The sequence below is a fragment of the Mycobacterium sp. genome, from assembly GCF_035633495.1.
In the GTDB taxonomy this organism is placed as follows: Bacteria; Actinomycetota; Actinomycetes; order Mycobacteriales; family Mycobacteriaceae; genus Mycobacterium.
The window spans coordinates 1-24,972 of the sequence record NZ_DASQEU010000059.1; the positions used below are offsets into that span (position 1 = coordinate 1).

At 68.1% G+C, this 24,972-nt stretch carries 27 protein-coding genes and 3 pseudogenes; 13 read left to right on the forward strand and 17 right to left on the reverse strand.

Going from position 1 to position 24,972, the window contains the following annotated elements; translation table 11 throughout:
- The 9 genes and pseudogenes from VET27_RS09965 to VET27_RS10005 form a co-directional block, all read right to left on the reverse strand.
- Positions 1-373 (reverse strand): MFS transporter (locus VET27_RS09965; protein WP_526517563.1); only part of this gene is annotated, 373 nt, incomplete at its 3' end.
- A gap of 52 nt (positions 374-425) precedes the next feature.
- A pseudogene (locus VET27_RS09970) lies at positions 426-907 on the reverse strand (SDR family oxidoreductase); the annotation flags it as partial.
- A 132-nt stretch (positions 908-1,039) separates the two neighbouring features.
- Complete coding sequence (locus tag VET27_RS09975) at positions 1,040-1,387, reverse strand: rhomboid-like protein (RefSeq protein ID WP_526517565.1); 348 nt, start codon at positions 1,385-1,387, stop codon at positions 1,040-1,042.
- A 29-nt stretch (positions 1,388-1,416) separates the two neighbouring features.
- Positions 1,417-2,310: a ferredoxin family protein gene (locus VET27_RS09980; protein WP_526517567.1), complete on the reverse strand. Its 894-nt coding sequence runs from the start codon at positions 2,308-2,310 to the stop codon at positions 1,417-1,419.
- On the reverse strand, positions 2,307-3,542 hold the full coding sequence (locus VET27_RS09985; protein WP_526517569.1) for a cupin domain-containing protein: 1,236 nt from the start codon (positions 3,540-3,542) through the stop codon (positions 2,307-2,309). Before VET27_RS09985 ends, VET27_RS09980 begins: the two co-directional genes overlap by 4 nt.
- Positions 3,543-3,552: 10 nt before the next feature.
- The gene (locus VET27_RS09990; protein ID WP_526517571.1) at positions 3,553-3,732 is read right to left on the reverse strand and encodes a hypothetical protein; all 180 of its coding nucleotides are present in this window, start codon (positions 3,730-3,732) and stop codon (positions 3,553-3,555) included.
- Between the two features lie 123 nt (positions 3,733-3,855).
- Positions 3,856-6,138 carry a glycoside hydrolase family 3 C-terminal domain-containing protein gene (locus tag VET27_RS09995; RefSeq protein WP_526517573.1) on the reverse strand — a complete coding sequence of 761 codons (2,283 nt, stop codon included), beginning with the start codon at positions 6,136-6,138 and terminating at the stop codon, positions 3,856-3,858.
- An 81-nt stretch (positions 6,139-6,219) separates the two neighbouring features.
- Complete coding sequence (locus tag VET27_RS10000; RefSeq protein ID WP_526517575.1) at positions 6,220-6,783, reverse strand: IF2 family translation initiation factor; 564 nt, start codon at positions 6,781-6,783, stop codon at positions 6,220-6,222.
- 61 nt (positions 6,784-6,844) lie between these two features.
- A pseudogene (locus tag VET27_RS10005) lies at positions 6,845-7,114 on the reverse strand (CsbD family protein); the annotation flags it as partial.
- 497 nt (positions 7,115-7,611) lie between these two features.
- Here VET27_RS10005 and VET27_RS10010 point away from each other — a divergent pair.
- Genes VET27_RS10010 through VET27_RS10020 form a run of 3 tightly spaced genes read left to right on the forward strand, consistent with a single transcriptional unit; the run spans position 7,612 to position 10,761 of the window.
- A complete protein-coding gene (locus tag VET27_RS10010; RefSeq protein WP_526517577.1) occupies positions 7,612-8,091 on the forward strand; it encodes an SRPBCC family protein in 480 nt (159 codons plus the stop codon).
- Positions 8,087-9,682: a phytoene desaturase family protein gene (locus tag VET27_RS10015; RefSeq protein ID WP_526517668.1), complete on the forward strand. Its 1,596-nt coding sequence runs from the start codon at positions 8,087-8,089 to the stop codon at positions 9,680-9,682. Before VET27_RS10010 ends, VET27_RS10015 begins: the two co-directional genes overlap by 5 nt.
- A gap of 59 nt (positions 9,683-9,741) precedes the next feature.
- Positions 9,742-10,761, forward strand: coding sequence for an iron-containing redox enzyme family protein (locus tag VET27_RS10020; RefSeq protein WP_526517670.1), 1,020 nt, complete (start codon positions 9,742-9,744; stop codon positions 10,759-10,761).
- A 58-nt stretch (positions 10,762-10,819) separates the two neighbouring features.
- Here the strand turns inward: VET27_RS10020 and VET27_RS10025 are convergent, their stop codons facing one another.
- On the reverse strand, positions 10,820-11,524 hold the full coding sequence (locus VET27_RS10025; RefSeq protein WP_526517579.1) for a HemK2/MTQ2 family protein methyltransferase: 705 nt from the start codon (positions 11,522-11,524) through the stop codon (positions 10,820-10,822).
- 126 nt (positions 11,525-11,650) lie between these two features.
- Here VET27_RS10025 and VET27_RS10030 point away from each other — a divergent pair, with 126 nt between their 5' ends.
- Together VET27_RS10030 and VET27_RS10035 are read left to right on the forward strand one after the other, a co-directional pair.
- On the forward strand, positions 11,651-12,064 hold the full coding sequence (locus VET27_RS10030; RefSeq protein ID WP_526517581.1) for a hypothetical protein: 414 nt from the start codon (positions 11,651-11,653) through the stop codon (positions 12,062-12,064).
- Positions 12,065-12,260: 196 nt separating this feature from the next.
- Positions 12,261-12,395: a hypothetical protein gene (locus tag VET27_RS10035; protein WP_526517674.1), complete on the forward strand. Its 135-nt coding sequence runs from the start codon at positions 12,261-12,263 to the stop codon at positions 12,393-12,395.
- Here the strand turns inward: VET27_RS10035 and VET27_RS10040 are convergent.
- Entirely contained in the window at positions 12,379-13,188 is an 810-nt protein-coding gene (locus VET27_RS10040; protein ID WP_526517583.1) for a YhjD/YihY/BrkB family envelope integrity protein, read from the reverse strand. The two genes, VET27_RS10035 and VET27_RS10040, sit on opposite strands and share 17 nt — an antisense overlap.
- A gap of 45 nt (positions 13,189-13,233) precedes the next feature.
- On the opposite strand from VET27_RS10040, the gene VET27_RS10045 reads away from it, so the two are divergent.
- Entirely contained in the window at positions 13,234-13,923 is a 690-nt protein-coding gene (locus VET27_RS10045; protein ID WP_526517585.1) for a CDP-alcohol phosphatidyltransferase family protein, read from the forward strand.
- On the opposite strand, the gene VET27_RS10050 is transcribed toward VET27_RS10045, so the two are convergent.
- Together VET27_RS10050 and VET27_RS10055 are read right to left on the reverse strand one after the other, a co-directional pair.
- Positions 13,832-15,376 carry a phytoene desaturase family protein gene (locus VET27_RS10050; RefSeq protein WP_526517587.1) on the reverse strand — a complete coding sequence of 515 codons (1,545 nt, stop codon included), beginning with the start codon at positions 15,374-15,376 and terminating at the stop codon, positions 13,832-13,834. The two genes, VET27_RS10045 and VET27_RS10050, sit on opposite strands and share 92 nt — an antisense overlap.
- Complete coding sequence (locus tag VET27_RS10055) at positions 15,373-16,497, reverse strand: glycosyltransferase family 2 protein (protein WP_526517589.1); 1,125 nt, start codon at positions 16,495-16,497, stop codon at positions 15,373-15,375. The genes VET27_RS10050 and VET27_RS10055 overlap by 4 nt, the downstream gene beginning before the upstream one ends.
- Positions 16,498-16,588: 91 nt before the next feature.
- Between VET27_RS10055 and VET27_RS10060 the strand changes: the two genes are divergently transcribed.
- Both VET27_RS10060 and VET27_RS10065 read left to right on the forward strand, forming a co-directional pair.
- Positions 16,589-17,401 (forward strand): carotenoid biosynthesis protein, encoded by an 813-nt coding sequence (locus VET27_RS10060; protein WP_526517591.1) that lies wholly within the window; start codon positions 16,589-16,591, stop codon positions 17,399-17,401.
- Complete coding sequence (locus tag VET27_RS10065) at positions 17,382-18,956, forward strand: FAD-dependent oxidoreductase (protein WP_526517593.1); 1,575 nt, start codon at positions 17,382-17,384, stop codon at positions 18,954-18,956. Before VET27_RS10060 ends, VET27_RS10065 begins: the two co-directional genes overlap by 20 nt.
- 54 nt (positions 18,957-19,010) lie before the next feature.
- Here VET27_RS10065 and VET27_RS10070 read toward each other — a convergent pair whose 3' ends face one another.
- A complete protein-coding gene (locus tag VET27_RS10070; protein ID WP_526517595.1) occupies positions 19,011-20,054 on the reverse strand; it encodes a spore photoproduct lyase family protein in 1,044 nt (347 codons plus the stop codon).
- Positions 20,055-20,167: 113 nt separating this feature from the next.
- Here VET27_RS10070 and VET27_RS10075 point away from each other — a divergent pair, with 113 nt between their 5' ends.
- The gene (locus VET27_RS10075) at positions 20,168-20,569 is read left to right on the forward strand and encodes a nuclear transport factor 2-like protein (RefSeq protein WP_526517597.1); all 402 of its coding nucleotides are present in this window, start codon (positions 20,168-20,170) and stop codon (positions 20,567-20,569) included.
- Here VET27_RS10075 and VET27_RS10080 read toward each other — a convergent pair.
- Positions 20,525-20,887, reverse strand: a pseudogene (locus tag VET27_RS10080) (SDR family oxidoreductase); the annotation flags it as partial. The gene VET27_RS10075 and the pseudogene VET27_RS10080 overlap by 45 nt on opposite strands.
- A 30-nt stretch (positions 20,888-20,917) precedes the next feature.
- Positions 20,918-21,079, reverse strand: coding sequence for a hypothetical protein (locus VET27_RS10085; protein WP_526517598.1), 162 nt, complete (start codon positions 21,077-21,079; stop codon positions 20,918-20,920).
- A gap of 751 nt (positions 21,080-21,830) precedes the next feature.
- On the opposite strand from VET27_RS10085, the gene VET27_RS10090 reads away from it, so the two are divergent.
- The 4 genes from VET27_RS10090 to VET27_RS10105 all read left to right on the forward strand — a co-directional run bounded on the left by VET27_RS10090 (position 21,831) and on the right by VET27_RS10105 (position 24,122).
- Positions 21,831-22,352, forward strand: coding sequence for a hypothetical protein (locus VET27_RS10090; RefSeq protein ID WP_526517600.1), 522 nt, complete (start codon positions 21,831-21,833; stop codon positions 22,350-22,352).
- 125 nt (positions 22,353-22,477) lie between these two features.
- Entirely contained in the window at positions 22,478-22,972 is a 495-nt protein-coding gene (locus tag VET27_RS10095) for a YkgB family protein (protein ID WP_526517602.1), read from the forward strand.
- Positions 22,973-23,250: 278 nt separating this feature from the next.
- The gene (locus VET27_RS10100) at positions 23,251-23,886 is read left to right on the forward strand and encodes an RNA polymerase sigma factor (protein ID WP_526517604.1); all 636 of its coding nucleotides are present in this window, start codon (positions 23,251-23,253) and stop codon (positions 23,884-23,886) included.
- Entirely contained in the window at positions 23,883-24,122 is a 240-nt protein-coding gene (locus VET27_RS10105; RefSeq protein ID WP_526517606.1) for a zf-HC2 domain-containing protein, read from the forward strand. The genes VET27_RS10100 and VET27_RS10105 overlap by 4 nt, the downstream gene beginning before the upstream one ends.
- A gap of 379 nt (positions 24,123-24,501) precedes the next feature.
- Here the strand turns inward: VET27_RS10105 and VET27_RS10110 are convergent, their stop codons facing one another.
- Positions 24,502-24,813, reverse strand: a complete 312-nt coding sequence (locus VET27_RS10110) for a protein UsfY (RefSeq protein ID WP_526517608.1) — start codon at positions 24,811-24,813, stop codon at positions 24,502-24,504.
- Positions 24,814-24,972 lie beyond the last annotated feature (159 nt).

Here is a 24,972-nt window from a genome sequence, read left to right on the forward strand (position 1 = left end):
CCCAGTAACCGATGATCTCGCGGGTGGGCATCACCGCCACGACGAAGGAACAGCTGGACATGACGGTGATGCTGAGCATCAGGGCGGCCTTGCGGCCGCGACGGTCGGCGTACCTGCCGAAGAACCAAGCTCCCACCGGGCGCATGACGAAGGTCACCGCGAAGATGCCATAGATGTACAGCGTCGAGTTCTTGTCGCTCTTGTCGAAGAACTGCGCCTCGAAGTACGTGGCGAAGACGGTGTAGACGTAGACGTCATACCACTCGACGAGGTTTCCCGCCGAGCCCTTCATGGTGTTGAGCACCGCCCGCCGGGTGCTCGTGGGGGCAAGCGTCGGACCGGTTTGACTGGACGGCGTAGCCGCTTCACTCACGCAGCGACGATAACGGACCTGCTCGCCTCTTCGTGGCCGGTTGGAGCATGGCTCAACCGTTTTCGGCAGCCTGCCGGGCCCGCTCCCTCATCGAGGCGATCACGCCGCCGTCGTTCAAGATGTCGGTGCCGGTGAGATAGCCGGCCTTCTCACTGACGCAGAAGGCGAACAGGTCGGCCATCTCCTCCGCCTTGCCCCACCGCGGGACTGCGAAGTCGGCGACCATCGCGCCCGCACCGGCGCTCTCCTCCTGCCTGCCCATCTCGGTGTCGACGGATCCCGGGGAGACCGAGACGATGCGCACCTGACGAAGCTCTTGCTCACCCCCGTACGCCAGACCTGAGCGGGCGTCCTCGGGCGCGATGCTGCACACCGACGACATTTCGATCATGAAGCGGTCCTCGTCCTGCAACGCGAGCGGGAATTGCGCTGTCGGGATCAGACTCTCGGGCAACATGTGGCCGCCATCGATGCCACGTTGACGATGGCGGAGCCTTCGCCGGCGATGCGGTAGAAGGCCTCGTCGACAGTGACCACCCGCGCCACCCGCGATCACCGACACTGGACTCATCCGCAACACACTCCCATCCTCGACTGCGGCGCGCTGCGCTTCCGACGCACCTAGACTTGGCTGGTGAACGAGCCGTCGATCGCCGCGGACGGTCACTACGTCGTGATCAACGGCCGGCGGTGGCGCGCCACCGACCCAGCGATCCCCGAGGAGCCGACGGCCAGGCCGGGCGTCCGAGCGGACCCCAGACGACGCTCGGCCGGAGCCAGGAGCACGATGAACAGCGGAAGGTAGGGGCGGGCAGCGGCTCCGTCGAACCACAGCATGCTGGTCAACAACACGCGATGCGGATCACGTCGCAGATGGCGCAGATTGGTCGATGCGCGTCGCAGGACGCGCCCACGCCCGCGGGGTGACAGCTTCCTCTGGTTTCGGGTCGTGACCAAGAGGACGACCAACCATCCCAGGGTCAGCGGCGCCGATGCCAGCAGCTTCGTCGACACCGGCAGCATTCGCGACCACACGTGAGGTCTCACGTCGGTGTGCCGATAGAGACCAGCGCATAGGTGCGCACCCGGCCGGGAAGCGTGGCGCTGCACTGTGACAGGAGTGGTTCTGACAGTTGCTCGCGGACGGTGACCTCGATCGGGCCTGAAACACCCTGCAGGACTGCATGAGTCGTCCCGCCGTCCGACTCGACTCGCAGCGGCGTCAGGGTGTCGATGCGATCATCACCCGACATCTCGCGCGCGAAGTACTGTGCCGCCTGCACCGCATGCGGTAGCGAGGTCCGCCCGCGGAGATGCGCATTGTCCAGTCGCCCCTCGAAGTACAGGCGCACGAGGTTGGGCGGGTCTGCCGCATCGACCCGTCCGTAGCACAAGCCTTCGGGCAATATCAGCATCGTTGCCGCGAAGCGATCGCCGCCGAGATGTGAGCATTCCCAGGTGACTTCGGGGTACTCCGCCCCGATCGCGGCGACGGCTCCGCGTCCACGGACGGCACAGCACTGGTCATGCTTGCCGTGTGCGCAGACCGCGACGAGTGGATATTCGACCGGGTGCCCGTCGGAGCCATCCAAGGCCACGTCCAAATACTCGCGCGGATCGGTCACCTCACCGTGGTGCAGAGCTTCGCCTCCGACGTGCGAATGGGCGACGAACCAGCGCCACCGCGGACTCGCGGCACGGCGCCCGTGCCGTCGAATGGCCGCGATCCGCAACCCCGCCTGCTCCGCTCGGCGAACGATGGCCCGGCCGAGTTGCGGCTCGATGACCGAAGGTGACTCCAAGAACGCCGACTGCCCCCAGGGACCGCACAATTCGAGCATCAACCACGACGAGCCCGCGGAGGCTGATCCGTACATCGGGTCGTCGCGCTGTCGCGACCGATCGCTGCAGGGCGTCCAATCCGCCTCGGCCGTCATCCGCCCGCCGATCCGCCGCCGTGCTCTCGATGTGCCGGTACGAGGACGGCTTCTCGCAGCAGTCTGCGGATCACCACCTCCCCGTCGGCCCGGTCCAGGCCGGGCAGGGTGCCGGCATCTGCGACGAGGCCGCGGTGCAGCGCCGTGACGGCGTCGGCGCATGCATCGGGAAGGCTGATGGTGCGGTCCGGCAACTGCAGTGAGACGCGTCCGTTGCCGCGTCGAACGGGCGCGACGAGCCCATGGCGCCATCGGACGACGACCGTGTCGGCGTGCTCGGCCGCCTCAAGCGACGCCAACGGCCGAACCGCGACGGGTCGCGTACGGTCGGCGAAGCGCCGAGCCAGTCGGGTCGCTCCATCCTCGGAGAGTTCGGACGTGCGGTCGCGCAGCGTTTCGGCGAGTTCCGCGATGAGCTTCGTCGTCCTCGCCGCCATCTCGTTCTGATCGGTCGCGTCGATGCCGAGCGGCAGGGACGTCCTGAATTCGCCGACCGTCTCCAACTGATCGACGACCGCCCGGATGACGTCCATTCCGGTGAGGCTGGACACCCCGATCGTCAGGTGAATCGACAATGCCCCCAACGCCTGCGCCGAATGAACCCAGCCGCGGGGGAGATAGAGCGCGTCGCCCGGGCCGAGCACCGTGTCGATGACCGGATCGTCTTCGACGCGTCGCGCGATCGCGGCACGGTGATCGGTCCACGGCTGCGACGGGAGCGGATCGGTGTGCACCGGCTGGTGGACGGTCCAGTGCTTGGATCCGGAGGTTTGCAGGACGAAGACGTCGTGGACGTCGTAGTGAGCGACGAAGCCGCGACTCCGGGGCGGGGTGACGTAGGCGTTGGCCTGGACGGGATGGCCCAGATCGTCGACCATGCCGCGGACGAAGTCGATCAGCGGCGGCCACAGCCGGTGCAGGCCCTGGAGCACTATCGTTGCGCCGGAGGCGAATTGGTGGAGCACCTTCGCCGAGTCCACCTGGTCGGGCATCTCGGCGCCGAACCCCGCAGCCCCGAGATAGCAGTCCCGGGCCAAGACCTCGCCCTCCTTGGCCACGCGTATGAATGGCGCACGCACCCCGCGCTCGGCGAGCAACTCGTCGACGGTTCGCGCCGACAGTAGGTCGTCGAAGTCGCAGGGCAGTGCGTCCGCCCGGCTGAGCAACGGCATCCGACCCCAGTGTTCGCGTGCGAACGTCTGGGGGTCGGTGCCGATGCAGCGGCTCAGCATGGTGCGTCGGTCAAGCGGTGCCGTCCGCGCCACCGTCATGGCCTTCGGGGTTCGAGCCACCGTCGGCAGGACCCTCGCCACCGGCGGTGCCGTCCGCGCCGCCGTCATGACCCTCGGGGTTCGAGCCACCGTCGGCAGGACCCTCGCCGCCACCGCCGGTGGTCGTGATGTCGTCGTCGCTGATCGCCATAGCCATCTCCTCCATCGAACCGCATTGGGGCTGCAGCAGGAGGGGCCCTGCCACGTCGCGGTGAATGCGTGTTGCCCGCAGACGGACTTCTCAAACCGAAGGTACGGCTGGCCTAAGCGCAACTCAGGGGGAAGCGTTGGCCGCCGCGATGAGCGCATCGATCATGGCGGGATCGACGTCCATGCCGCTGGCGGACGCGAACATGCCGACCCTGCCGATCGGAATCGATTCGAGCATCCTGGCCATCTCGACGCCTTCGGGCATGATGGCGCCGGCACCATCCGCGTCGCCCATCATCGAGGCGACCGCGGCCTGCAGGATCGGGCCCGCGACCGGGTGGGCCATCACCTCGACGATCGACGACGCACGGGTCAACGGCACTACCACCGGATCGCCGTCGACTTGAATCCGAGCCGTCGAACGGATGTCGCGGCTCGACGCGGCAACGTCGACGGTGTACGTGCCGCCTTCGACGACCCAGGAGTCGGTGCGAATATCCCAGTGCGCGAGATCCTTTCGTCTGATCGTCAAGACGACGTCGCGCACCTCACCGGCATCGAGGGCGACCGACGCGAAGGCCTTCAATTCGCGCGGCGGTCGCTGAGCCCGGCCGTCGGGCAACGAGGTATATACCTGCACGACCTCACGACCCGCCACCGAACCCACGTTGGCGACGGACACTCGGACGTCGACGTCACCATCGGCATTCACGGCGGCGGCGGCCTCTCCGTACTCGAACGTCGTGTAGGACAGCCCGTGTCCGAATGGGTAGGCGACATCGAGGTCACGCGCGTCATACCAGCGGTACCCCACGAACAGTCCCTCGCCGTAGCGCACGTGGGACGACTCGCCGGGAAAGTTCTGATGGGCCGGGGTGTCCGCCAGTCGCAGCGGGACCGTCTCGGTGAGTTTGCCCGAGGGGTTGACGATTCCGAACACGACATCGGCGATTGCCCCGCCGCCCGCTTGCCCCAGGAGCCAACCTTCCACCAGCGCAGGCACCTTCGCGGCGAACGGCAGCGTCACCACCCCGCCGTTGGACAGCACGACGACCGTGTTCGGGTTGGCACCGAGAACGGCGTCGAGGAGACTCAGCTGCTGCGCGGGCAGGTCGATGTCGTCGCGGTCGTAGCCCTCCGATTCCATGCGCGCGGGAAGCCCGAGGAACAAGACGACCGCGTCGGCATCGGCCGCCACGCCGACGGCATCCCCCCGCAGGCGCGCTAACTCGGCCGCGGACACCTCCGCCGCGGTGCTGAACCCTGCTGCGTAGGTCACCGTTCCCGTTGCGATGGAACGAATCTCGTCGAGCGCATTGTCGAGGCGGGTCGGCTTGATCATCGACGAACCCGCACCCTGGTAGCGAGGCTCGGCGGCAAACGCACCGACGACCGCAATGTTCGCGTCCTTCGACAGCGGGAGGACGTCGCCCTCGTTCTTCAGCAGCACGATCGACCGGCCTGCCGCCTCCCGCGCCAGGGCATGATGATCATCGACGTCGACGGGTTCGGGCACCGACCCCACGCCCGCCTGCGCCGCGCGGACCAGTCGCAGAACCCGGCCCGCCGCGTCGTCCACGAGCCGCTGTTCGAGCGAACCGTCCGCCACCGCCGCCGCCACCTGGGCATCCGTGGCGCCGTTCGCCCCCGGCATCTCCAGGTCCAGACCCGCCGCGAGGGCCGAGACGCGGTCATTCACCGCACCCCAGTCCGAGACGACGAGACCCTCGAATCCCCACTCCTCGCGCAGCACCGTTGTCAACAGCCACGGGTCCTCCGACGCGTACACGCCGTTGATGCGGTTGTACGAGCACATGACGGTCCAGGGGTGGGAGTCCTCGACGACGCGCTGAAAGGCGCGCAGGTAGATCTCCCGCAACGGCCGCGGGTCGACGTCGGCGCTCACCCGCATCCGGTCGTGCTCCTGGTTGTTGGCCGCGAAGTGCTTGAGCGAGGCGCCGACACCGGTGGACTGGAGGCCTCTCACCATCGCCGCGCCGAGCACACCCGAGACGACGGGATCCTCCGAGAAGTACTCGAAGTTGCGGCCGCACAGGGGCGAACGCTTGATGTTGACTCCCGGGCCGAGCACCACTGCAACGTTCTCGGCGGCAGCCTCGGCTCCGACGGCCTCGCCGACCCGTTGGACGAGTTCGGCATCCCATGAGCAGCCCAGGCCGACGGCGGGCGGGAAGCACGTCGCGGGGACACTGTCACCCAGGCCGAGGTGGTCCCCACCCTTCCGCTGCTTGCGAAGGCCGTGCGGACCGTCGGTCAGCATGATCGCCGGGATGCCAAGCCGTTCGATCGGTGTGGTGTGCCAGAAGTCCGCACCACTGAGCAGCGACGCCTTCTCCTCGAGGGTGAGTTCGGCGATCGTTGACTCGACGGTCGGCGGGGTCGTCATGTCATCCATCGTGCCGTCAGTCGACCGTGAAACGACACCAGGCCGAACCCCGAGAGGTTCGGCCTGGTTCGGTTGTCGGAATCAGTGCAGGTCGAACCGGCCGGCGTTCATGACCTTCACCTCGGCCTTCTGGATCCGTTCCTGATCCCGGCGCTTGGCGGCTTCGGCCGTTTCCTTGCGCCGCGCGGCCAGGTCGTCGGCCTGCTCCTTGGCGGCGGCCGCCCGCTTCTGAGCGGTCTCCGTGGCGGCCTGCTTGCGCTCCTGTGCCGAGGTCCGCGCGTCTTCGGCCGCCTGCTCCTTGTCCGCGCGTGCCTGCATCAAGTCTGCTACCACCTCATCGCGAGAATTCTCGAGTACGGCGTTGGCCTGCTTCACCCGTTGACTGGCGGCCGCGTCCAGGCGAGCGGCGCGCGCGAGTTCATCGCTCCGCTTGGCAAGCGAGGCACCGCGCCTATTGAGCCTCGGGTCACCCAGCGCACTGCCGATCGTCGCGTCCAGCACGCCGAGTGCGCGCTCGTAGACGAGCCTGGCGGGTGCTTCGCTACCCATCCGTGCCACCACCCGATCCTCGATCAGCTGAAGGGGAATTCGGACGAGTTGGTACTGGAAGCGCAAGATCGAACGCGGGATCGTGGCGATACTCATGGTTGACTCCTGTGTCTTGAGGGGTTTCACGGCAGATTGGCTTGGTTGGTCAGTTGATCGGCGCAGCTGTCCTCGCGTTCACGGCAATCCGCTCTTCGGCGCCCTCCAGCCGTGCCTCCGTGGCCTCGGCGCGAGCCTGCTCCGCCTCGGCGTCGGCGACGGCTTCGACGCTGTTCGCCTCCTTGCGCTGCTGGGCCTGCGTCTGCTCCAGCTGGCCTTCGGCAGAGAGCGAGTCGTTCCCCGTCATGGCGCCGGCGATTTCCTTCGCCTTGCCCTTGACCGAATCGATCAGCCCCTTGCGGGCTTGGTCTGCTTTGTCCTGATCAGTCACCTGGTTCTCCTCCTGTCGCCAGACAGCGCCATATGGTCCGCTCATCTGCGTGAAAGGCCCTCGGAGGGGCCACGCATCATTACGGAACGTCCGAGGTGCCGGGTTTGGACACACTCAGGTGAGCTCATCGGCTCGCAGTTGAGGATGCTCGTCGAGCACGGAGTTCAAACGTGGTGCCCACCTCGAATCACCCATCGTCACCACTCGAGGCGGGAGGATTGGCCCACCCGATTGCCGGGTACTGGCCTGCGATGACGGGACTGCGCAACCTCGCCCTGGTGACCGGGGCCTCCAGCGCGGCATCGGGCTCGGACTGGCGAAACTGCTGGTCGACGCAAGGCCGTCGCCGAGTCCTCCACGGCGAAGCTGATCGGCCTGGCGAGCCGGTTGCTGCCCGACTCGCTGAAGGCGGGCGCGAAATCGATCATCGCCACGCCCCGCGGGGGCGGGTAATTCACCGCCCCGATGCCAATTTCTAAAGAAAGGATGTGTCGGACATGGCATTCACCCCCGAGATCAACAGTGATCTGACCGTGACGAGGGACACCACGGCGTCCCGCAAGCAGGTGTGGGATCAGATCGCCGACGGTTGGACCTACTCGCAGTGGGTGGTCGGCAACAGCCGGATGCGCGCGGTCGACGCGAACTGGCCCGCCCCGGGCAGCACCATCCACCACTCAGTCGGCGTTTGGCCCCTGCTACTGAACGACGAGACGGTGGTGGAGGACTGCACCCCGCAAGCGGAACTCGTCCTCATCGCCAAGGGTCGTCCGTTCGGCGCCGCGCGCATCACCCTGCGCCTCTCCGACATCGACACCGGCTGTCGCATCGAAATGTCGGAGATACCGGTCGGCGGCCCACTCAAGTGGTTGCCCGCCCGGGCGGCCTTGGCTTCCGCGTGGCCCCGAAACCGTGAGTGCACGAGGCGATTGGCTGCATTGGCGGAACGCCGCACCAGTGAGGACGTCCACGATTAGCGGCCAAGAGTCCGTCGACGCAGTCGTGATCGGCGCTGGACACAACGGCCTGGTCGCCGCAGCGCTGTTGGCAGACACGGGATGGGACGTGCTCGTTCTGGAGGCGCAGGCCGAAGCCGGTGGCGCGGTCAAAAGCGCCGAGCTGGCGCCGGGGTACGTGAGTGACCTCTACAGCGCGTTCTACCCGCTGTCGGTGGCCTCGCCGGCGCTACGCGAACTGCATCTCGAGGAACACGGACTGCGCTGGACACACGCGCCATCCGTCGTCGGACACGCCCGCTCGGCCACCGACGAGGACGCACCCGTCATCTATCGCGACGTCGACCACACGGCCGCCGAATTGGACCGGCACCACCCCGGCGACGGCCAACGGTGGCGGCGCCTCTTCGACCAGTGGCTGCGGATCAAGGATCCGCTGCTGAGCTCGCTCTTCACGCCATTCCCGCCGCTACGCGGCCCGGTGTCGCTGTTGCGAACCCTGGGCGGTGGCGAGGCGCTGCGCCTGGCGCAGCTCATGTTGTCGCCGGCAGGCGTGATGGCGCAACGGTTGTTCGACGGCGACGCGGCGCGGCTCCTGCTGCTCGGCAACGCCATGCACGCCGACGTGCCCATCGACGCCCCTGGCAGCGGCGTCATGGGCTACCTGCTCATCATGATGGCTCAGGACGGCGGCTTTCCCGTCCCGGTCGGCGGCGCGGGTCAGTTGACGGCTGCGCTGGTCAACCGTGCCACCGCCGCCGGAGCGCGAGTGGAATGCCACCGACCAGTCGAGGCCATCGAGGTCAGAGGTGGGCGGGCAGCGGCGGTGCACACCGTGGACGGCGCCACCGTGCGCGTGCGACGCGCGGTCATCGCCGACACCTCGGCACCTCAGCTGTATCAGCGCCTGCTGCCCTCGGACGCGCTGCCCGCCGCCCTGCTGCAGAGCCTCGAGCACTTCGTCTGGGACACACCGGTTCTCAAGGTGAACTACGCACTGAACGCCCGGATCCCCTGGCGGTCGGCCAGTCTCGCCGACGCAGGCACCGTCCACTTGGGCGCCGACCACGACGGGCTGATCCGGTGGATGGCGGACCTCAACACCAGAACCGTGCCCGAGTGTCCGTTCCTGTTGTTCGGGCAGATGACCACCGCCGATGCCAGTCGGTCGCCGGAAGGTACCGAAAGCGCTTGGGCGTACACCCATCTGCCGCGCGGGGTAGCCGACGACGCGTCAGCGGAGACTCTCGCGGGGGCCGTCGACCGGGTGCTCGAGGATCATGCGCCCGGTTTCTCCGACCGCGTCGTCGCCAAACACATCCAGCGTCCCTCAGACCTGGAGGCTAGCGACGCCAACCTGCACTTCGGAGCCGTCAACGGTGGCACCTCGCAGTTGAACCAGCAGCTGATCTTCCGACCCACCCCCGGCCTCGGGCGAGCCGAGACGCCGATCGAGGGCCTGTATCTGGGCAGCGCAGGCGCTCATCCCGGCGGAGGAGTGCACGGGGTGTGCGGTCGGAACGCGGCACGCGCGGCGCTGGCCAGTGACGGTCTGCGCGGCTGGCCCCGGCGCCGACTCAACCGCGCCGCGCTGTCGCTGCTCACGGGCTGAGCGGGTCCCCTCAAGCACGGTTGCCGAGCGAGTTAGCCGGGTAAGTGCTGAACGTGACGATGGAAGCGAAGACGATGCCCGTGACCCAGCCGCTGCTGTCGACGCCGGTGGGACCGATTTCGGCGCGCGTCGTGGACTTGCTTGGCGGCGCGTGGACGTCCTCCGATCGCGCGCTCGACGTCGACGGCGAGGATCCCTACGGTCTGGACCTGCAGCTGGCGCTCTACGCGTGCTACGAACTGCACTATCGCGGCTTCGCGGGAGTCAGCGGATCGTGGGAGTGGGATCCGACCCTTCTCGAACTGCGCGCCCGTCTGGAACGGGTGTTCCTGGACGCGTTGCGCCGCGACGTCGGTGAAGTGGACTCGAGTGAGACGGCCGCCGACGCCATGGCGGCCCTGTCGATCGAACCCGTCGACGGCACCGGGCTGTCGTACTTTCTGCGCGACGAGGGCACCTGGGAGCAGATGCGCGAGTACTTCGTGCACCGATCGCTCTACCACCTCAAGGAGGCCGATCCGCACGCGTTCGCCATTCCCCGCCTCGTGGGTACGGCCAAGGCCGCGTTCGTAGCAGTGCAGAACGACGAGTACGGCGCCGGCCGGGGCCAGCGGATGCATCAGCAGTTGTTCGCCGACCTCTTGGCGGCCGCCGACTTGGACGCCACCTACCTCGGCTACCTCGACGACGTACCCGCCGACGCCCTGACGGTAGTGAACCTGATGTCGCTGTTCGGGCTGCACCGCGATCTGCGGGGCGCGGCGATCGGGCACTTCGCGTCCACCGAGATCACCTCTCCGCCAGGGTCGGCGCGGATCGTGGCGGCGCTGGAACGCATGGCCGCACCGCATAGCTGCACTGTCTTCTACCGGGAGCACGTGGAGGCCGACGCCGTGCACGAACAGGTGGTGCGCCACGACGTCGTCGGCGACCTCGTCGCCCGCGAGCCCGCTCTTGAGCCAGACGTGCTGTTCGGCATCCGCGCACGCGACGTGGTCGAGGACCGGCTGGCCGACCACATGATGGCGTGCTGGCAGGCCGGAAGGTCATCGCTACGACGTCCGCTGGCGCCCGCGTGAGTCGAGGGACGGCACATCCACGCCGTCCCTCAACACCGTTGCGCCGCTGACCAATTCACTAACGGTCGGCGCGCACGACGGCGAGGCGCTCCTCGCGCCTACCCACGTCGAGCAGACCGATGCGCTCCAGCCAGTGTGCCCGCGCCGTCATCACGGGGCCGAAGGGGATCCATCGTTCGGCAACGACGCGAGCGCGGAGCCCGGACGCCTGCAGCCCATCGACGGTTCGGTGAACGTCGGCGAACTCGGAATGCACGATGCGAATCGTGCCGCCGTCGGCCAGCATGTCGGAGGCACGTTCGCACAGCGGGTCGAGAATGCGGCGGCCGTCGCGCCCCGCGTTCCAGGCTGTCTCGGGGCCCGCGGCGGCGGGTATCGGAGCATCGTCGGCCTCCTCGTCGAAGGGCACGTAGGGCGGGTTGCACGTCACGATGTCGAACGGCTCGAATTCCAGTGCTCGGGACCAGGATCCGCGATGCACCCGAACGCTCTGGCCGGCCGCCGACGCGTTCGCCCTCGCGCAGGTGACCGCGCGCGAACTCAATTCGAACGCGGCAACCGGTGCCGCGCCCTGCGTCGCGGCGGCCAATGCGACGACGCCGCTCCCCGAGCAGAGATCGGCGACCCGACTTCCCGGCGCACGGCCCGTTGCCCGGAGTGCGTCGATCAGGAGAGCCGAATCTTCCTGCGGTGGATAGACACCGGTCGGAATCTGGATCGAACCCGGTCGGTCGATCAGGTCATCGGTGAAGATTGTGGTCACTACGGTGCTCCATCGCATCTCGTCGGTCGATAGCGGCGAACATGCCCCGCAACGAGGTCGTTCAATCGTCGAAACGCTCACGAATCAAACAGGTTTGAAGGGTGACGGTGCTGGCATTTCCCACTGGTGGGGTCACCAACGGAGCGCAGGACGATACTCTTCTGGAACACGCACCGCGGGTGGACCGAAGCGTTCGCTGCCGGCCGACACCGCTACCTGAACCCCGTCGCCGAGCAGCCCTCCAGCGCGGACGGATCGCACGACGGCAGCCCTTCGGGTGTCGAGGAGATCGGTGCCGCGCACCTGCGCGACGAAGACGTCGACCTGGTCGTCCAGCAGAACCCGGACGAACTGGAGCTCACCGCCCGATGGCTGGCCGTCGGCCGGGCGTCGATGTTCCCGCCGTCTACGTGGAGCACCACCCCCGCAGCCGTTCGCCGCCAACAGCTTGCATACCCACTGGGGGGACGCAACGACATACCGATCGTGCACTCGACCGATTTCAACAGGGTGATGTGGAACAACGGTTCCTCGCCATAGTGCGTCACCATGCCGGCGCTGGCCGACCCCGGCGGCTTGTTCACTGGCGACGTCCCCGCGGCGGCGTCGATGATCGACGAGCCGTTGCGCCGTCTTCGTGAGACGGGGGCCGATCTGCTCGCCGAGTTCGGCAGGCGCGCGCCCATCGACGTGTGGGGCGTAGACAGTGACGCGCTCACCGCCAAGTTCAGGAGCCGTGTCCACGTACGCGTTGGCCTCGTCGCTGCCCTCGTTCGTCGACCCGTTGAAGCCCCGCCGCACGGCGTGGGCGTTCGACCGCTACGGCCTGCCGCAGATCTACTGGAATCTGATCCTCAATGGCCGACTCTGAACATCTCGTCGAGCACCACGGTCACCCGGAAACCGCAGAGCACCACGATGTGCAGCAGGTAGAGCCACAGCGCCAGCGCCGACACCGCTCCGACGATCGGCAGGCCGCCGAACGGAGCCGACCATGAGACGGGGATCGCCAGGAACAGCACGAACCCCTGCAGGAAACCGGCCAGGATCGCTCCCGCCCCGAAAGCGCCCACCAACAGCGCCCGCCAGCCCAGGCGTCCCGGCCCGATCAGCGCGAACACCCCCAGCAACGCGGTTGAGATGGTGAGCCAGACGACGTGGAACGCGACGACCACGGCCCACACCAGCGTCCAGCCGTCGCCGGCGTACAGCGGGCCGATGTACGGCGCGGAGGCGAGGACGGCCAGCACCAGGAACGGGGCGACGGCCGCCACGCCGAGCAGTCCGGCTCGTCCCCGCCAGCCGGTGAGCGTGTCCCGGGCCGCCGACATCTGGACGAAGGCTCGCCGCAGACCCTCTCCATACAGGCTGGCAGGGAACAGAACGACGAGCGCCTGCCACCAGGACATCGACAATGCCACCGACGTCAGGGTGCGCAGCGCCTCGGGTGTGCCGTGCCCGCTGGGCAGCCCGGCGATGCCGGCCTCCATCGCGTCGGTGACGGCTTGGTGGCCGACGATGCCGCCGACCGCCCAGAGTGATACCAGCGCGAGCGGAACCAGGCCGATCGCGCCGAAGTACGTCGCGCCTGCTGCCCACAGGGCCAGATCGCCACCCGGAAACGTCAGGCGTACCCCGGACGCCAGCTCCCGCAGGCGGCTCATCGAGATGCCCGCCCACGCCGGCCGGCATCCTGGCAGGCTGACGTCATGAGGCCTGAGGATTCCGCGGGTGGGGACGCCGGCGACGCAGGGTGGTCGTCGCTGCACGACGGCGTCCAACCCTCGCCGGTCGTGCGCGGGTGGCTGAAGATGGTGCGAGTCCTCGCGTCCGGTCCGGTCCTGCGCATCCCGCCCGACGTGCTGTCGGCGGCCGGGGTGCTGATGCTGGCGGGCGCGTGGGTCGCCGTCGCGGGTCCCGGATGGCCGGCGCTGGCCGTACCGCTGGTGCTCGCCGCCGGGTTGCTGGACGGCCTCGACGGTGCGGTGGCGTTGCGGACCGGGAAGGCCAGACCGCTTGGCGCGGTGATCGACTCGGTCGCCGACCGGCTGGGTGACCTCTTTCTCGGGGCGGTGCTCTGGGCGCTCGGCGCCCCGCCCGCGTGGGTGTGGGCGTCTCTCACCCTGGTCATGCTGCTCGAGTACGTGCGTGCCCGTGCACAGGCGGTCGGAATGCCCGGAGTCGGCGCGGTGACCGTCGCCGAGCGTCCGACGCGGCTGATCGTGGTCATCGTCGCCGCGGGCGGCGCCTCGGTGGTCCCCGCGGGGGTGCCGCTCCTCGGGTGGGGTTGGGGAGTTACGTCGGCCGTCACGTGGACGGTCGTCGGTGTGGTGGGGATGGGTCAGCTGCTCCGCGGGGTGCGGCGGTCGATGCCGCCGGAGTTCCCGCAGGCCCGATGAGATCGGCGACGATCTCCGCCGACATCAGCACCAGCGGGATGCCGCCGCCGGGATGCGCGGAGCCGCCGACCAGATAGAGACCCCGCAGCGGGCTGCGGTTCGCCGGTCGGCGCAACGCCGCACGTGGCCCGTGCGACGCGGTGCCGTAGATCGCGCCGCCAGGCGCGCCGGTGCGGCGTTGCAGATCGGCCGGGGTCATGGTCTCGGTGAAGAGGATGCGGTCGCGGACGTCGGCACCGCGGCGGGCCAGCACGTCGAGCACGTGCCGGGCGTAGCGCTCGCGCAGACCGGGCTCATCCCAGTCGACACCACGGCCGGGGTCGTGAGCGGGCGCGTTCACCAGTACGAACCACCCCTCGGTGTCGTCGTCGGGACGAAGCGCCGGGTCGTCGGGGGCGTGGACGTAGACGGTCGGGTCGGCGACCGGCGACGGCTTGCGACCGAAGATCGCGTCGAACTCGGCGTCGTAGTCGCGCGGGAAGTACACCCGGTGCGACGCGCCCGGTTGCCGCCCCGACAGTCCCAGCAGCAGCACGAATCCGGCCATCGACCGCGGGCTGCGGTTCAGCCGGCGTCGCGCTGCTGCGGCGGTGCCGCGTGGGAGCAGCCGGTCGTGCAGGACGGCGGCGTCGACATTGCTCACCACCACGTCGGCGGCGACGTCGCGACCGTCGACCCGCACGCCGGCGGCGCGGCCGCCGCGGACCAGGACCTCCTCCACCTCCGTCCCGGTGTGGATGTCGACACCGAGGTCGTGACACCGCGAGACGACGGCGTCGACGATGCGTCGCAGCCCGCCGGGCACGTACCACGCGCCGAACTCCTGTTCCACGAATGACGTGACCGCCAGCACGGCCGGGGTGCGCCGCGGATCGGAACCGGAGTAGGTGGCGTACCGGTTCAGCCAGGTGCGCAGCCGCGGATCGGGCAGCATCCGCCGCCCCAGCGTGTCGATCGTCCGCCACGGTGCGACCGCTCGCAGGTCCGCGGGCCGGGCACTCATCCTGGCCAGTGCGGTGAGCGAAATGGGCTGGCGCAGAATGGGTTCACCGACGAGGTCCCACAGCCGCCGCGAGTGGGCGTGCAGCCGCCGCCACGACTCCCCGGCCCCGGTTCCGAGCGCGGCGTCCAGCGCCGCCGGGAGCTGACCGGGGTCGTGCGGGAGCACCAACTCGGTGCCGTCCGCGAAGACGTACGCACAGGCCGGGTCGACGGCGGTCAACGAGAGGTCGGCCGGTCCGCCGGTGTCGACGAACAGCTGCTCGAGGACGGCAGGGAGGGTCAGCAGCGACGGACCGGTGTCGAAACCGAAGCCGTCACGCTCGAGGACGCCGAGCTTGCCGCCGACGGTCGGGGCACTCTCGAACACGGTGACGTGGTGACCGGCGGCGGCCAGCCGGGCGGCAGTGGCAAGGCCACCCAGGCCCGCCCCGATGACGACCGCCCGACTCATACCGCCCGTCCCTTCCAGCTCAACGATCCGCGCAACCGGCCCGCCCATGACGATCCCAGCAGCCAGAGCAGAGCCGCCACCGAGAAGGGATGCGCCATCGCGTCCCACCCGAAACGTCCACCACACCACCTCCGTGCCGACACACGGCCGACGACCGCGGCGGCGTACCCGAGCGCGCCCACCCGGGAGCCCGTCACCGCGGCGGCCGCGGGCAGGACGTAGACCAGGGTCAGCGCCGTGGCGACCGCGACGGCCCCTGCCGGTGAGCCGAACGCCGCCCAGAGCGACTTGCGGTAGCCCTCGCGCAGTTCATGCCCGGTGTCATACATGCGGCAGGTCCCCAGCAGCGATCCGTCGGCGACTCCGGTGCGCCCGCCCGCCGCGCGGACGGCGCGGGCCAGTGCGATGTCGTCGAGCACGGCGCTCGAGACGGATTGCCATCCGCCGGCCCGGGCCAGCGCGTCGGCCTCGACGACCAGGAACTGGCCGTTGGCCACCGCCATGGACGGTCGCCGCGAGTGCTCCGCACGTCGCAGCGGCAGAGTCGTCAACCAGGACCAGGCCAGCAGGGGTTGGACGAGTCTGCCCAGCAGTCCCGTGGCGATCTGGCGCGGCCACGGACAGAGAAGGTCCAGGGGATCCGGACCGCGCAGCATCGCCACCGCGGCGGCCACGGCGTCGGGCGACAGCACGACGTCGGCGTCGACGAAGACCAAGATTTCGCCACGCGCGGCAGCGGCCAGCTGCGCGCAGGCGTGCGGTTTCCCCAGCCACCCCGGCGGCGGCGGCGTGCCGGTCAGGACCCGCAGACGAGGATCGGAGCCGGCCACCCGCCGCACGACGTCGGCCGTGCCGTCGGTCGAGCCGTCGTCCAGCACCACGACGTCGACGTCGGTCAGCCCACGTTGGGCGAGCAGCGAGGCGATCGTCGGCGCGATCCGGTGCGCCTCGTCGCGCGCGGGCACCACGAGCGATACCGTGGCAGTGACCGGCGGTGGATTGCGCGGCGGCCGCCGCAGACGCCGCTGGTTCACCAGTTGGTGCGCCGTACCGATGCAAGCGAGCGCGGATCCGGTGATCACCAACGCGTGGTGGGTTTCTGTCAAACGTGCGATGGGCACCTGCAAACTCTACGGACCACCCGGCTGCGCCCTTCCACGAGGCGACTCGGGATACTTGACTCTCCGGCATCCTGACGATGGAGGTGTCCACGTGGCGTTGGCCGTGCCCCGGGTTTCTCTGCGTTCGGCGGGTCCCGCGTGGGTTCTCGCCGCGGCAGCGGTCGCGGTGCAGATCGCCTATCCCCTGATGCCGGAGACGTGGCGCACCGAAGTCACCGTTACCAGCGTCGTGATCTTCTTCCTCGCGGTCGTCGCCGACGTCGGTCGGGTACACGGCCCGGCCGGTGCTGCGTGGCTGGTCGCCGTCGCAGGTGGTTCGGGCCTTATCGCCGAGGCCATCGGCGTCGCCACGGGGTGGCCGTTCGGCCACTACGCCTACACCGGCACCCTCGGCGCCGAGGTGCTCGGCGTGCCCGTCGTCGTGCCGTTGGCGTGGGTGATGATGGCGTGGCCAGCGCTCGTGGTGGCCCGTACCCTCGCGGTGCGCGGCCCCGCCGTGGTGGCCGTCGGGGCGGCCGCGCTGACGGCGTGGGACGTGTTCCTGGACCCGCAGATGGTGGCCGCCGGTCACTGGACGTGGTCGGATCCATCCCCCGGACTTCCCCTGGTTCCGGGCATCCCGTTGACCAACTACGTTGGATGGCTGCTGGTGTCGGCCGCGGTCATCGCCGTCCTGCACGCCACGCTGGACCGCGACGCGGGGCCGTCCGCGCCGGCGGCTGCGCTGTACCTGTGGGTGTACTTCTCCTCGGTGCTGGGCCACTTCGTGTTCTTCGGTCTGCCCGGTTCCGCGGTCACCGGGGGATTGCTCATGGGCGCCGTCGCCGTGCCGTTCGCCGTCAAGGTTCTGCGCCTCGCACGGCGATCAACCAGCAAGGAGACCCGTGACCGGCCCGCTCACTAGCCGTGCCGCGCCGTTCCGGATGCGTCCCCGCCACCTCGTCACTCCCGACCCGCTGCTGCCCCGCGAGGTCTCTCCCGGTGCTGAGGCCGTCGTCGTCGGTGGCGGCATCGCGGGCGTGTCCGCTGCCGTCGTTCTGGCCGAACGCGGAATCCGGGTGACCGTGCTCGAAGCGGCCGATCATCTGGGCGGACGTCTGGGCGCGTGGCCGGAGCGACTCCCGGACGGCAGTGAGCAGAATGTCGAGCACGGGTTTCACGCGTTCTTCCGGCATTACTACACGTGGCGTTCAATCCTGCGCCGAGCCGATCCGGACCTGTCCTTCCTGTCCCGCGTGCCGAAGTATCCGGTCATCTCCGCGACGTGGCCCCCCGAGGACCTGTCCGGTCTGCCCGCCGCACCGCCGCTGAACTTGCTGACGCTGGCCCTTCGATCGAAGAGCCTGAGCCGACGGGAACTCTTCAGAGCCGACCCCGACGCAGGACGGGCCCTGCTGGCGTACGACCGTGCGACGACGGTGGCCGACCTCGACGCCGTGGACGCGGCAACGTTCCTCGACCGGCTCGGAATGACCGAGCGCACCCGCAGCATGCTCTTCGAGGCGTTTGCCCGATCGTTCTTCTGCAACCAGGGTGAGCTCTCCGCCGCCGAGCTGGTGGCGATGTTCCACTTCTACTTCCTCGGAAACCCCGAGGGCATCGGGTTCGACGTGACCAACACCGATCATGCGACCGCCATCTGGTATCCGCTGCGCCGCCACCTGGAGGGTCACGGCGCGCAGGTCCGGACCGGAGTCAGGGTCACCGGCATCGAGCCGGACGGCCAGGGCTGGAGAGTGGCCTACACCGGCGGGGCGGACCGCGCCGATGACGTCTCCACCCAACACCTGGTCCTCGCCCTCGACCCCGGTGCGCTGCGGTCACTGGTCGGCGCCTCGCCCGCGACGGCTGCGGCCGCCCCGCTGTTGGCGCGTCAATGCGACGCCCTGCGCGTGGCGCCGCCGTTCGCCGTCAGCAGGATCTGGCTCGACCGCGACGTCGCGCCCGAACGGGCAGCGTTCAGTGCGGTAAGCGGACAGCCGAACCTCGACTCCATCGCCGTCTACTCCCGGTTGGAGGAGCCCAGCGCACAGTGGGGCCGGTCCACCGGTGGAGCGGTCGTCGAGCTGCATTCGTACTCCTGCCGTCTATCCACCGCCGACGCCGCGGCGCGGGCCATGCGCGACGAACTCGCCACGCTCTGGCCCGAGACCGCGGACGCCACCGTTCTGCACAGTCACGATCGGCTGGAGGCGACCGCGCCTGCCTTCCCGCCCGGATCGGCCGGGACCCGACCGTGGGTGCGCACCGACGCCCGCGGGCTGCGTCTGGCCGGGGACTTCGTCGAACTCCCCTACCTCGCCGGACTCATGGAACGGTCGGCGATGTCCGGGGTGCTCGCCGCCAACGACGTGCTGGCCGAGCTCGGCGCGGCGGCCGAGCCCGTCATGGGCGTGCCTCAGCGCGGGCTACTCGCCGGAGTGCCACGCGTACCCGGTTCTCGCCCTCAGGTCCAGTAGAGGCTGCGGGCAGAACGGTGGCGAGTTCGCGTTCGAACCACGAGCGCAGCTCGTTCATCGTCGGTTCAGATAGACGTACTTGGCCGCACCGTACTTCCCGAACTTGCGCGCCCTGGCGGACTCGCTCATCTCCAGCTTGGTATTCGGATACCAGCCGTGCAGGACGTCCTTGCTCTTCTCGGTGAACCGGTGCGTGATGCACTCCACGGTGAGGTCCAGGTCGGGCACGTCCGCGACTGCGCCGGCGACGTCGCGCAGCAAGGCGCCGTAACCGTCGCGCCATTGCGGGATCGGCATGATCGGCGCGATGGTCGGGCCGACGCGGTATCCCTCGAGCGCCAGCGCACGCAACGTGGCGATTCGTCGTGGCAACCGTGCGGTACCGCCCTCGAAGCGAGTGGCGACGTCGCCCGCATTGAGCGACACACGGACGCGGGTGCGCCCGACGTGAGGCAGGCCGAGCAGCGGAGAGACGTTGTCGTAAGTGGTGAACCTCAAGCCGACCGGACCAGACCACTCGTGGGTGCCGACGTGCGCGATCATTGCCGACAGCGAGCCGGTGAGATGCTCGAGCGCCAACGGATCGGTGTAGCAGGACGCCTCGAAGGTGGTGCCCTCGTTCGAACGGTCGGCGGACGCCGAGGTGATGGTGCCGCGACCGACGTGATCGTCCATCTCGGCGAGGATGTCGGGCAGATTCGCGTACACCCGGGTCATCGGCGGTCCGGACAGGGAGCCAGCGAGGTAGCAGTACCGGCAGTGTCCGGGACAACCCTCGGCGAGGTCGACGCGCCAGTCTGCGCTCGGCGGGATCGGCTGCCGTCGGCGCTTGCTGGGCGGTGACACCACGACGGCGAGGGTGCGTTTGGCCAATGCGTAAGCGGCACGGTCGTTCTCGGCACGTACCGGCGGCATCCGATCGCCGGGCAACACGGTGATGTCCGGCACGCCGGCGGCTTCGCACCGCTCCACGATGTTGGCGCCGTGTGGCAACTCGAAGGCAGACCTGGTCACCATGAAGCGGGCGGGCGTCCACAACGTCGGTGCGTCTGAAGCGGGAGGACGACGAGGAGCGGACGCCGGCTCAGTGCTGTTCATCGTGCCTCCAAAAACGCGCTCGCGGGGAGTTCACATTCCCCAGGGAATCGGTAGATCGGAGCGTAAGGAAGCCGAAAGACTCGGTGGCCCAGCGCCGGGGTAAGCGATGGGACATGCATGACCTAACGAAGCAATTCATCAGCGCGCTCGGCGATCTGCACCGCGACGGCGACGTCGAACCGCTCGTCGACCTCTTCGATCAGATCGACGCGTCCTTCAAGCACACCGTCACCGATGACGGGATCGCGTGTCTGGAGTGGACGTCTAACGGCACGTTGGCCGACGGCTCGGAGTTCAGCTACGACGGTGTCAGCGTCCTCGAAGCGAGCGGAGACACGATCGACGCCTTCCGCACCTACTTGGGTATGAGGAGTTCGGCATCGGAGTGCCTATACGCGTTGAGCATGTCGACGACGAGTACTGCGATTTCGGACATCTCGTCGTCATACTCGCCGCGGCGGCGCGTACTTCTACAGAACGGGTCTGCCTCCGGTGACGGCCACGCGAGCGCCTGAGACGTAGCTGCCGTCATCCGAGGCCAACAGCACGTACACGGGCGCCAACTCGGCGGGCTGTCCCGCGCGACCCAACGGCGTGTCCGCGCCGAAGGATTCGACCTTCTCCAGTGGCATGGTGGCCGGGATGAGCGGCGTCCAAGTCGGGCCGGGTGCCACACTGTTGACTCGAATGCCCTTGTCGCCGAGCAACTGGGCGAGGCTGGCCGAGAAGTTGGCGATCGCCGCCTTCGTGGCCGCGTAGGGGGCCAGTTGCGGTGAGGGTATGTCGGAGTTCACCTGCCGACGGCCTCGCAGCGCCTTCAGGGCACCCGCTGTACGGGTGCCCTGCATCACGGATGCTGATGGTCAGTGATGGGCGGAAGTGTCGACGTGGGGTACCGACACACTGGTGCCCATGTCGTTGATCCATTTGTTGTGTCCATAGTCGGCGTTGGCGGGGGAGGCCAGACCGAGTACCGCGGCGGCCAGTCCACTGACAATGATTCCTGTGAGTCCGAGATTCTTCATGATGGCGTCTCCTTAGTTTCATGTTGATTGTTCAACTGTGGTGTTGTGTCGCAACGTGGCTCGTGCGTTACACGCCGCCGGTACCGGGGAAGATCGCAAGGCGGACTGCCCTCCAACCGGGCTTCATGATCGGTGGGCCAGGTATCGCGCACGCTCGACGGGCTACGAGTGCCGAAACCAGTGCGGTGAGTACGAGCGCGCCGATGAGTTGCGTTGCGGATGAGACGAGATCACGACGTGACACCCGATTGCACTTTGCAGTACATGTGTACCTGGCCGGGCTCGGACTCGTTCGATGCGCTTATCTACGCAGTCTAGGGCCCTGTCCAACCCGTGCCCTGCCTCCCCAAGAATGTCTGGCGATTAACGTCAGTGCGCGATCACCGTAGACGGTTCGACGCGACGGCACGATGCGGTGGGTCGTGGAGCGTCGCGGCGAACAAGATGAACGTCGATGCACAGCAAGCAATTTCGGGATTACTGTGCAACGTGGCCCAGCCGCGAACGATCATGCCACCAATCTTCTTTGTCTGCATGTACCGGTAGTGCCGGTTGCCAGGCGGGCGTTACGGTTCGACGGCTTCCCGGCCGCCATCACGAAGCATGGCGATCGATGGATCTCGTCATGCCGGCGATCACGCAGTTGTCTGTAACGCCTGCAACGATTCGGGTCACTACTTGTGTGTACGCGGGCGTGGACGGAGCATCGGTCGATGCGCCGACCCGCTCGCCCCGCCCGAAGGAGCCCTCGATGACGCTACCGCGAGAAGACGAAAAGACCGGTCCGACAACGATCATTGTGCCGCATGAACGGGAGACGCCCACCTCGGGTTGGCTTCTGGCATTCCTCGCTGGCCTTGCCCCCCTGGCCGCTGGACTCGTCACCCTCGTGACGACCTGGTCGGCGATCACGCGGCCCGACCAGCCGTGGTGGACCGGAATCGGGGACCTGGGCTTCAGCTATGCCACGTTGTCGGCGGCCGGTTCGGACGCTGACGCGTGGGTACAGCTCAATGCGTCGGTCGGTGGAGTGAACATCGTGGCCGGCGCGATCGCCGTGATGACCGTCGCACGATTCGCGCTGAGAAGTGGTCAGCGATGGGCTTGGTGGTTCCTAGCCTTCTGCCTGCTCTGGGTCGGGCTACACGACGCGACGATGGCGACGCGGTACTTCCTGCAGACCGGCCAGCCCGTGATGGTGCTGCCCTACTCATACTGCACACTGCTGGCCGCCGGGCTGCTGCGGTCGCGTCGCGTCGCGATCGCGCGGTAGCCGCAAGGACCGTGAGGGGATACGGCAGCCGTCGGCGAGCACTTTCCGCAATCGTTGCCACGCAGAAGGATTCGATAGGACCACACCGTCGCACGACCCACTACCACCGGACGCAAGGGAAGACCATGACCATCGAGGAAACACGGACCAACCCGACCGCACACGCGCTCAGCGCCATCGGCGCCGTCATCCTTCGCTTCGGGCTCGTCGTCCCGCTGGCGTGGATCGGGATACAGAAGTTCACCTCCGACGAGGCGAACGCCATCATGCCCCTGATCACACATCAGCCATTGATGAGCTGGCTGTACGAGGTTCTCAGTGTGCAAACGCTGTCCAACGCGCTGGGCGCGGTCGAGATCACGGCTGCGATCCTGATCGCCGTCCGTCCGTTGTCTCCGACCGCCTCAGCGCTGGGCAGCGGGATCGCGTTGCTGTTGTTCGTGTCCACGATCAGTTTCTTGTTCACCACCCCGGGGATCGTCGCTCCTTCATCGCTGGGGCTTCCCGTCCTCACCGAGACCGGCGGGTTCTTGATCAAGGACATCGTTCTGCTGGGCGCCGCGGTGTGGACGCTCGGAGACGCGTTGCAGGCCCGCGCCAGCACTCAGGTGTCACACTGACCGCCGGAACTTGGCCTCAGCGTTTTCGCCGGGTGGCCCTGCGGACAAGCCGCAGTCCGATCACCGACCACTGCAAGTGTTGTGGACCAATCGATTACGTGCCGCGCACCTCGGGGGCCTACACCGCATGCCTCCCGTACCACGCCGAGTGCGCCCGACGGTTCAGCGGTGAACGTGCAATCGGAGTACATGCCTGCAGTGGACTACACGGTACAGCGACTTCGCCCGGTCGGCGCCGTTCACCATTTGTGAACCTCAGGCGGCTACACTACGGGCCGATGTCCGAGACCGCTGACGACGAGGCCATGCTGGTCGCATCTCTACGAGCCGGCGACGAGCGGGCCTTCGCCCGTCTGGTGGACCAGTACGCGGCCTCGATGCTGCGGGTCGCACGCGGATACGTGCCCAGTCGTGAAGTCGCCGAGGACGTCGTACAGGAAACGTGGATCGCGTTACTCGCCGGGATCGCCAAGTTCGAGGGCCGCTCCTCGGTGCGGACATGGCTGTTCGCGGTGCTGGTGAACATCGCCAAGAACCGCGGGAGTCGCGAGCGGCGCCATAGCGAAGGATCACCCGCCTCCACCAAAACCGTTGACTCGCGCCGCTTCCGGCCGGCGAACGACCCCGAGTGGCCAGGCCACTGGAAGGAGGAAGCCGAGCCGTCACCGTTCCCCGATACGCCCGAGGGCTCGGTGCTGGGTGCGGAAATGGTCGCCGTGGCGCAACGGGAGATCGATCGACTGCCCGAGCGGCAGCGCATCGTCGTAACGATGCGCGACGTCCTGGGCTTCGACTCCGACGAAGTATGCGAGCTGCTGGACCTCAGCGTCGGTAACCAACGCGTGCTGCTGCACCGTGGCCGTGCCATGGTCCGTGCGGCGCTAGAGTCATACCTTCAGGAGGAGGGCCGATGACCGACGGACCGATGGCGTGCGAGGATTTCGTGGAACTCGTCACCGCGTACCTTGAGCACGCCATGGACCCAACGGCCCGGGCCCGCTTCGACGAACACCTCTCCGAGTGCGATGGCTGCACCGATTACCTGCAGCAGTTCCAGGTCACCGTCGACATGATGGGCCGCAGCGGAACAGCCGCACTCAGTCCGGAAGTTCGCGACCGGCTGCTGGCCGCATTTCGCACGTGGCGATGACTGCGCGCTGATCACACGCCCCTAGGCAACGTCGCGGCTGGCAGATCATCTCGACCGTAGGAAGGCGGCGAACAGTCGCTCACGGTATCGCGGATCCAGGGGCTCGTTGCTCATCCTGCTCAAGATCTTTCTGGTCGTGTGCAATTGCGCGAGATAGCTTCGGCAACCGGCACAGCATGCGACGTGATCCCTTACGGCGGCGGCCGCGGCGACGTTCAGATCCGCATCGCTGTAACCCGGTGCCAGCTCGGTAAGCATTCGGCACGAGATGTCCTGATGGTGAGGCATATGGGCGATCCCTTTGGTTGCGGGGCGAGTACCGATTCACGAACCGGTTGCCGGTGACACGAACCTGCAGCGGCCAATGACCGCGCCGGGGTCAGCGCGCACGACTAGTCGTCGAGCGGCGCAGTTCGTCGTGTTGCCACTGTGAGTCGATGCGCTGTACCCGCCGTCGCTCGACGGCCAGCAGCACGACGCCGACGGCACCGACCCCTGCGGCGGCGAGCGCGATCAGCGCGGCCCACTGCGGACGCATGTATCCGGCAGAGGCGACGCCAAGAGCGAGTCCCGTCACGCTGAGCACCAGGAGCATCACCCCGGGAAGCATCAACGAGTCCTTCAACGTCGCGCCAGCGTGCGGCAGTGTGGTGCGGTAGTGGTCGATCGGGTCGCGAAGGGTGTCACCCATGATGTCAACCGGTCCTCTCGAGGAGATGTCAGAACGACGAGGTGTTCGTCTCTTCGGTTGGTGTTCCAGTACGGGTGGTCCGTTACAAAGGCCGCTTTGGCGCCCGTCGGGACTACGCGGAAGGCGTTGCGGCGACGAAGTCGACGACGGCGCGAGCCA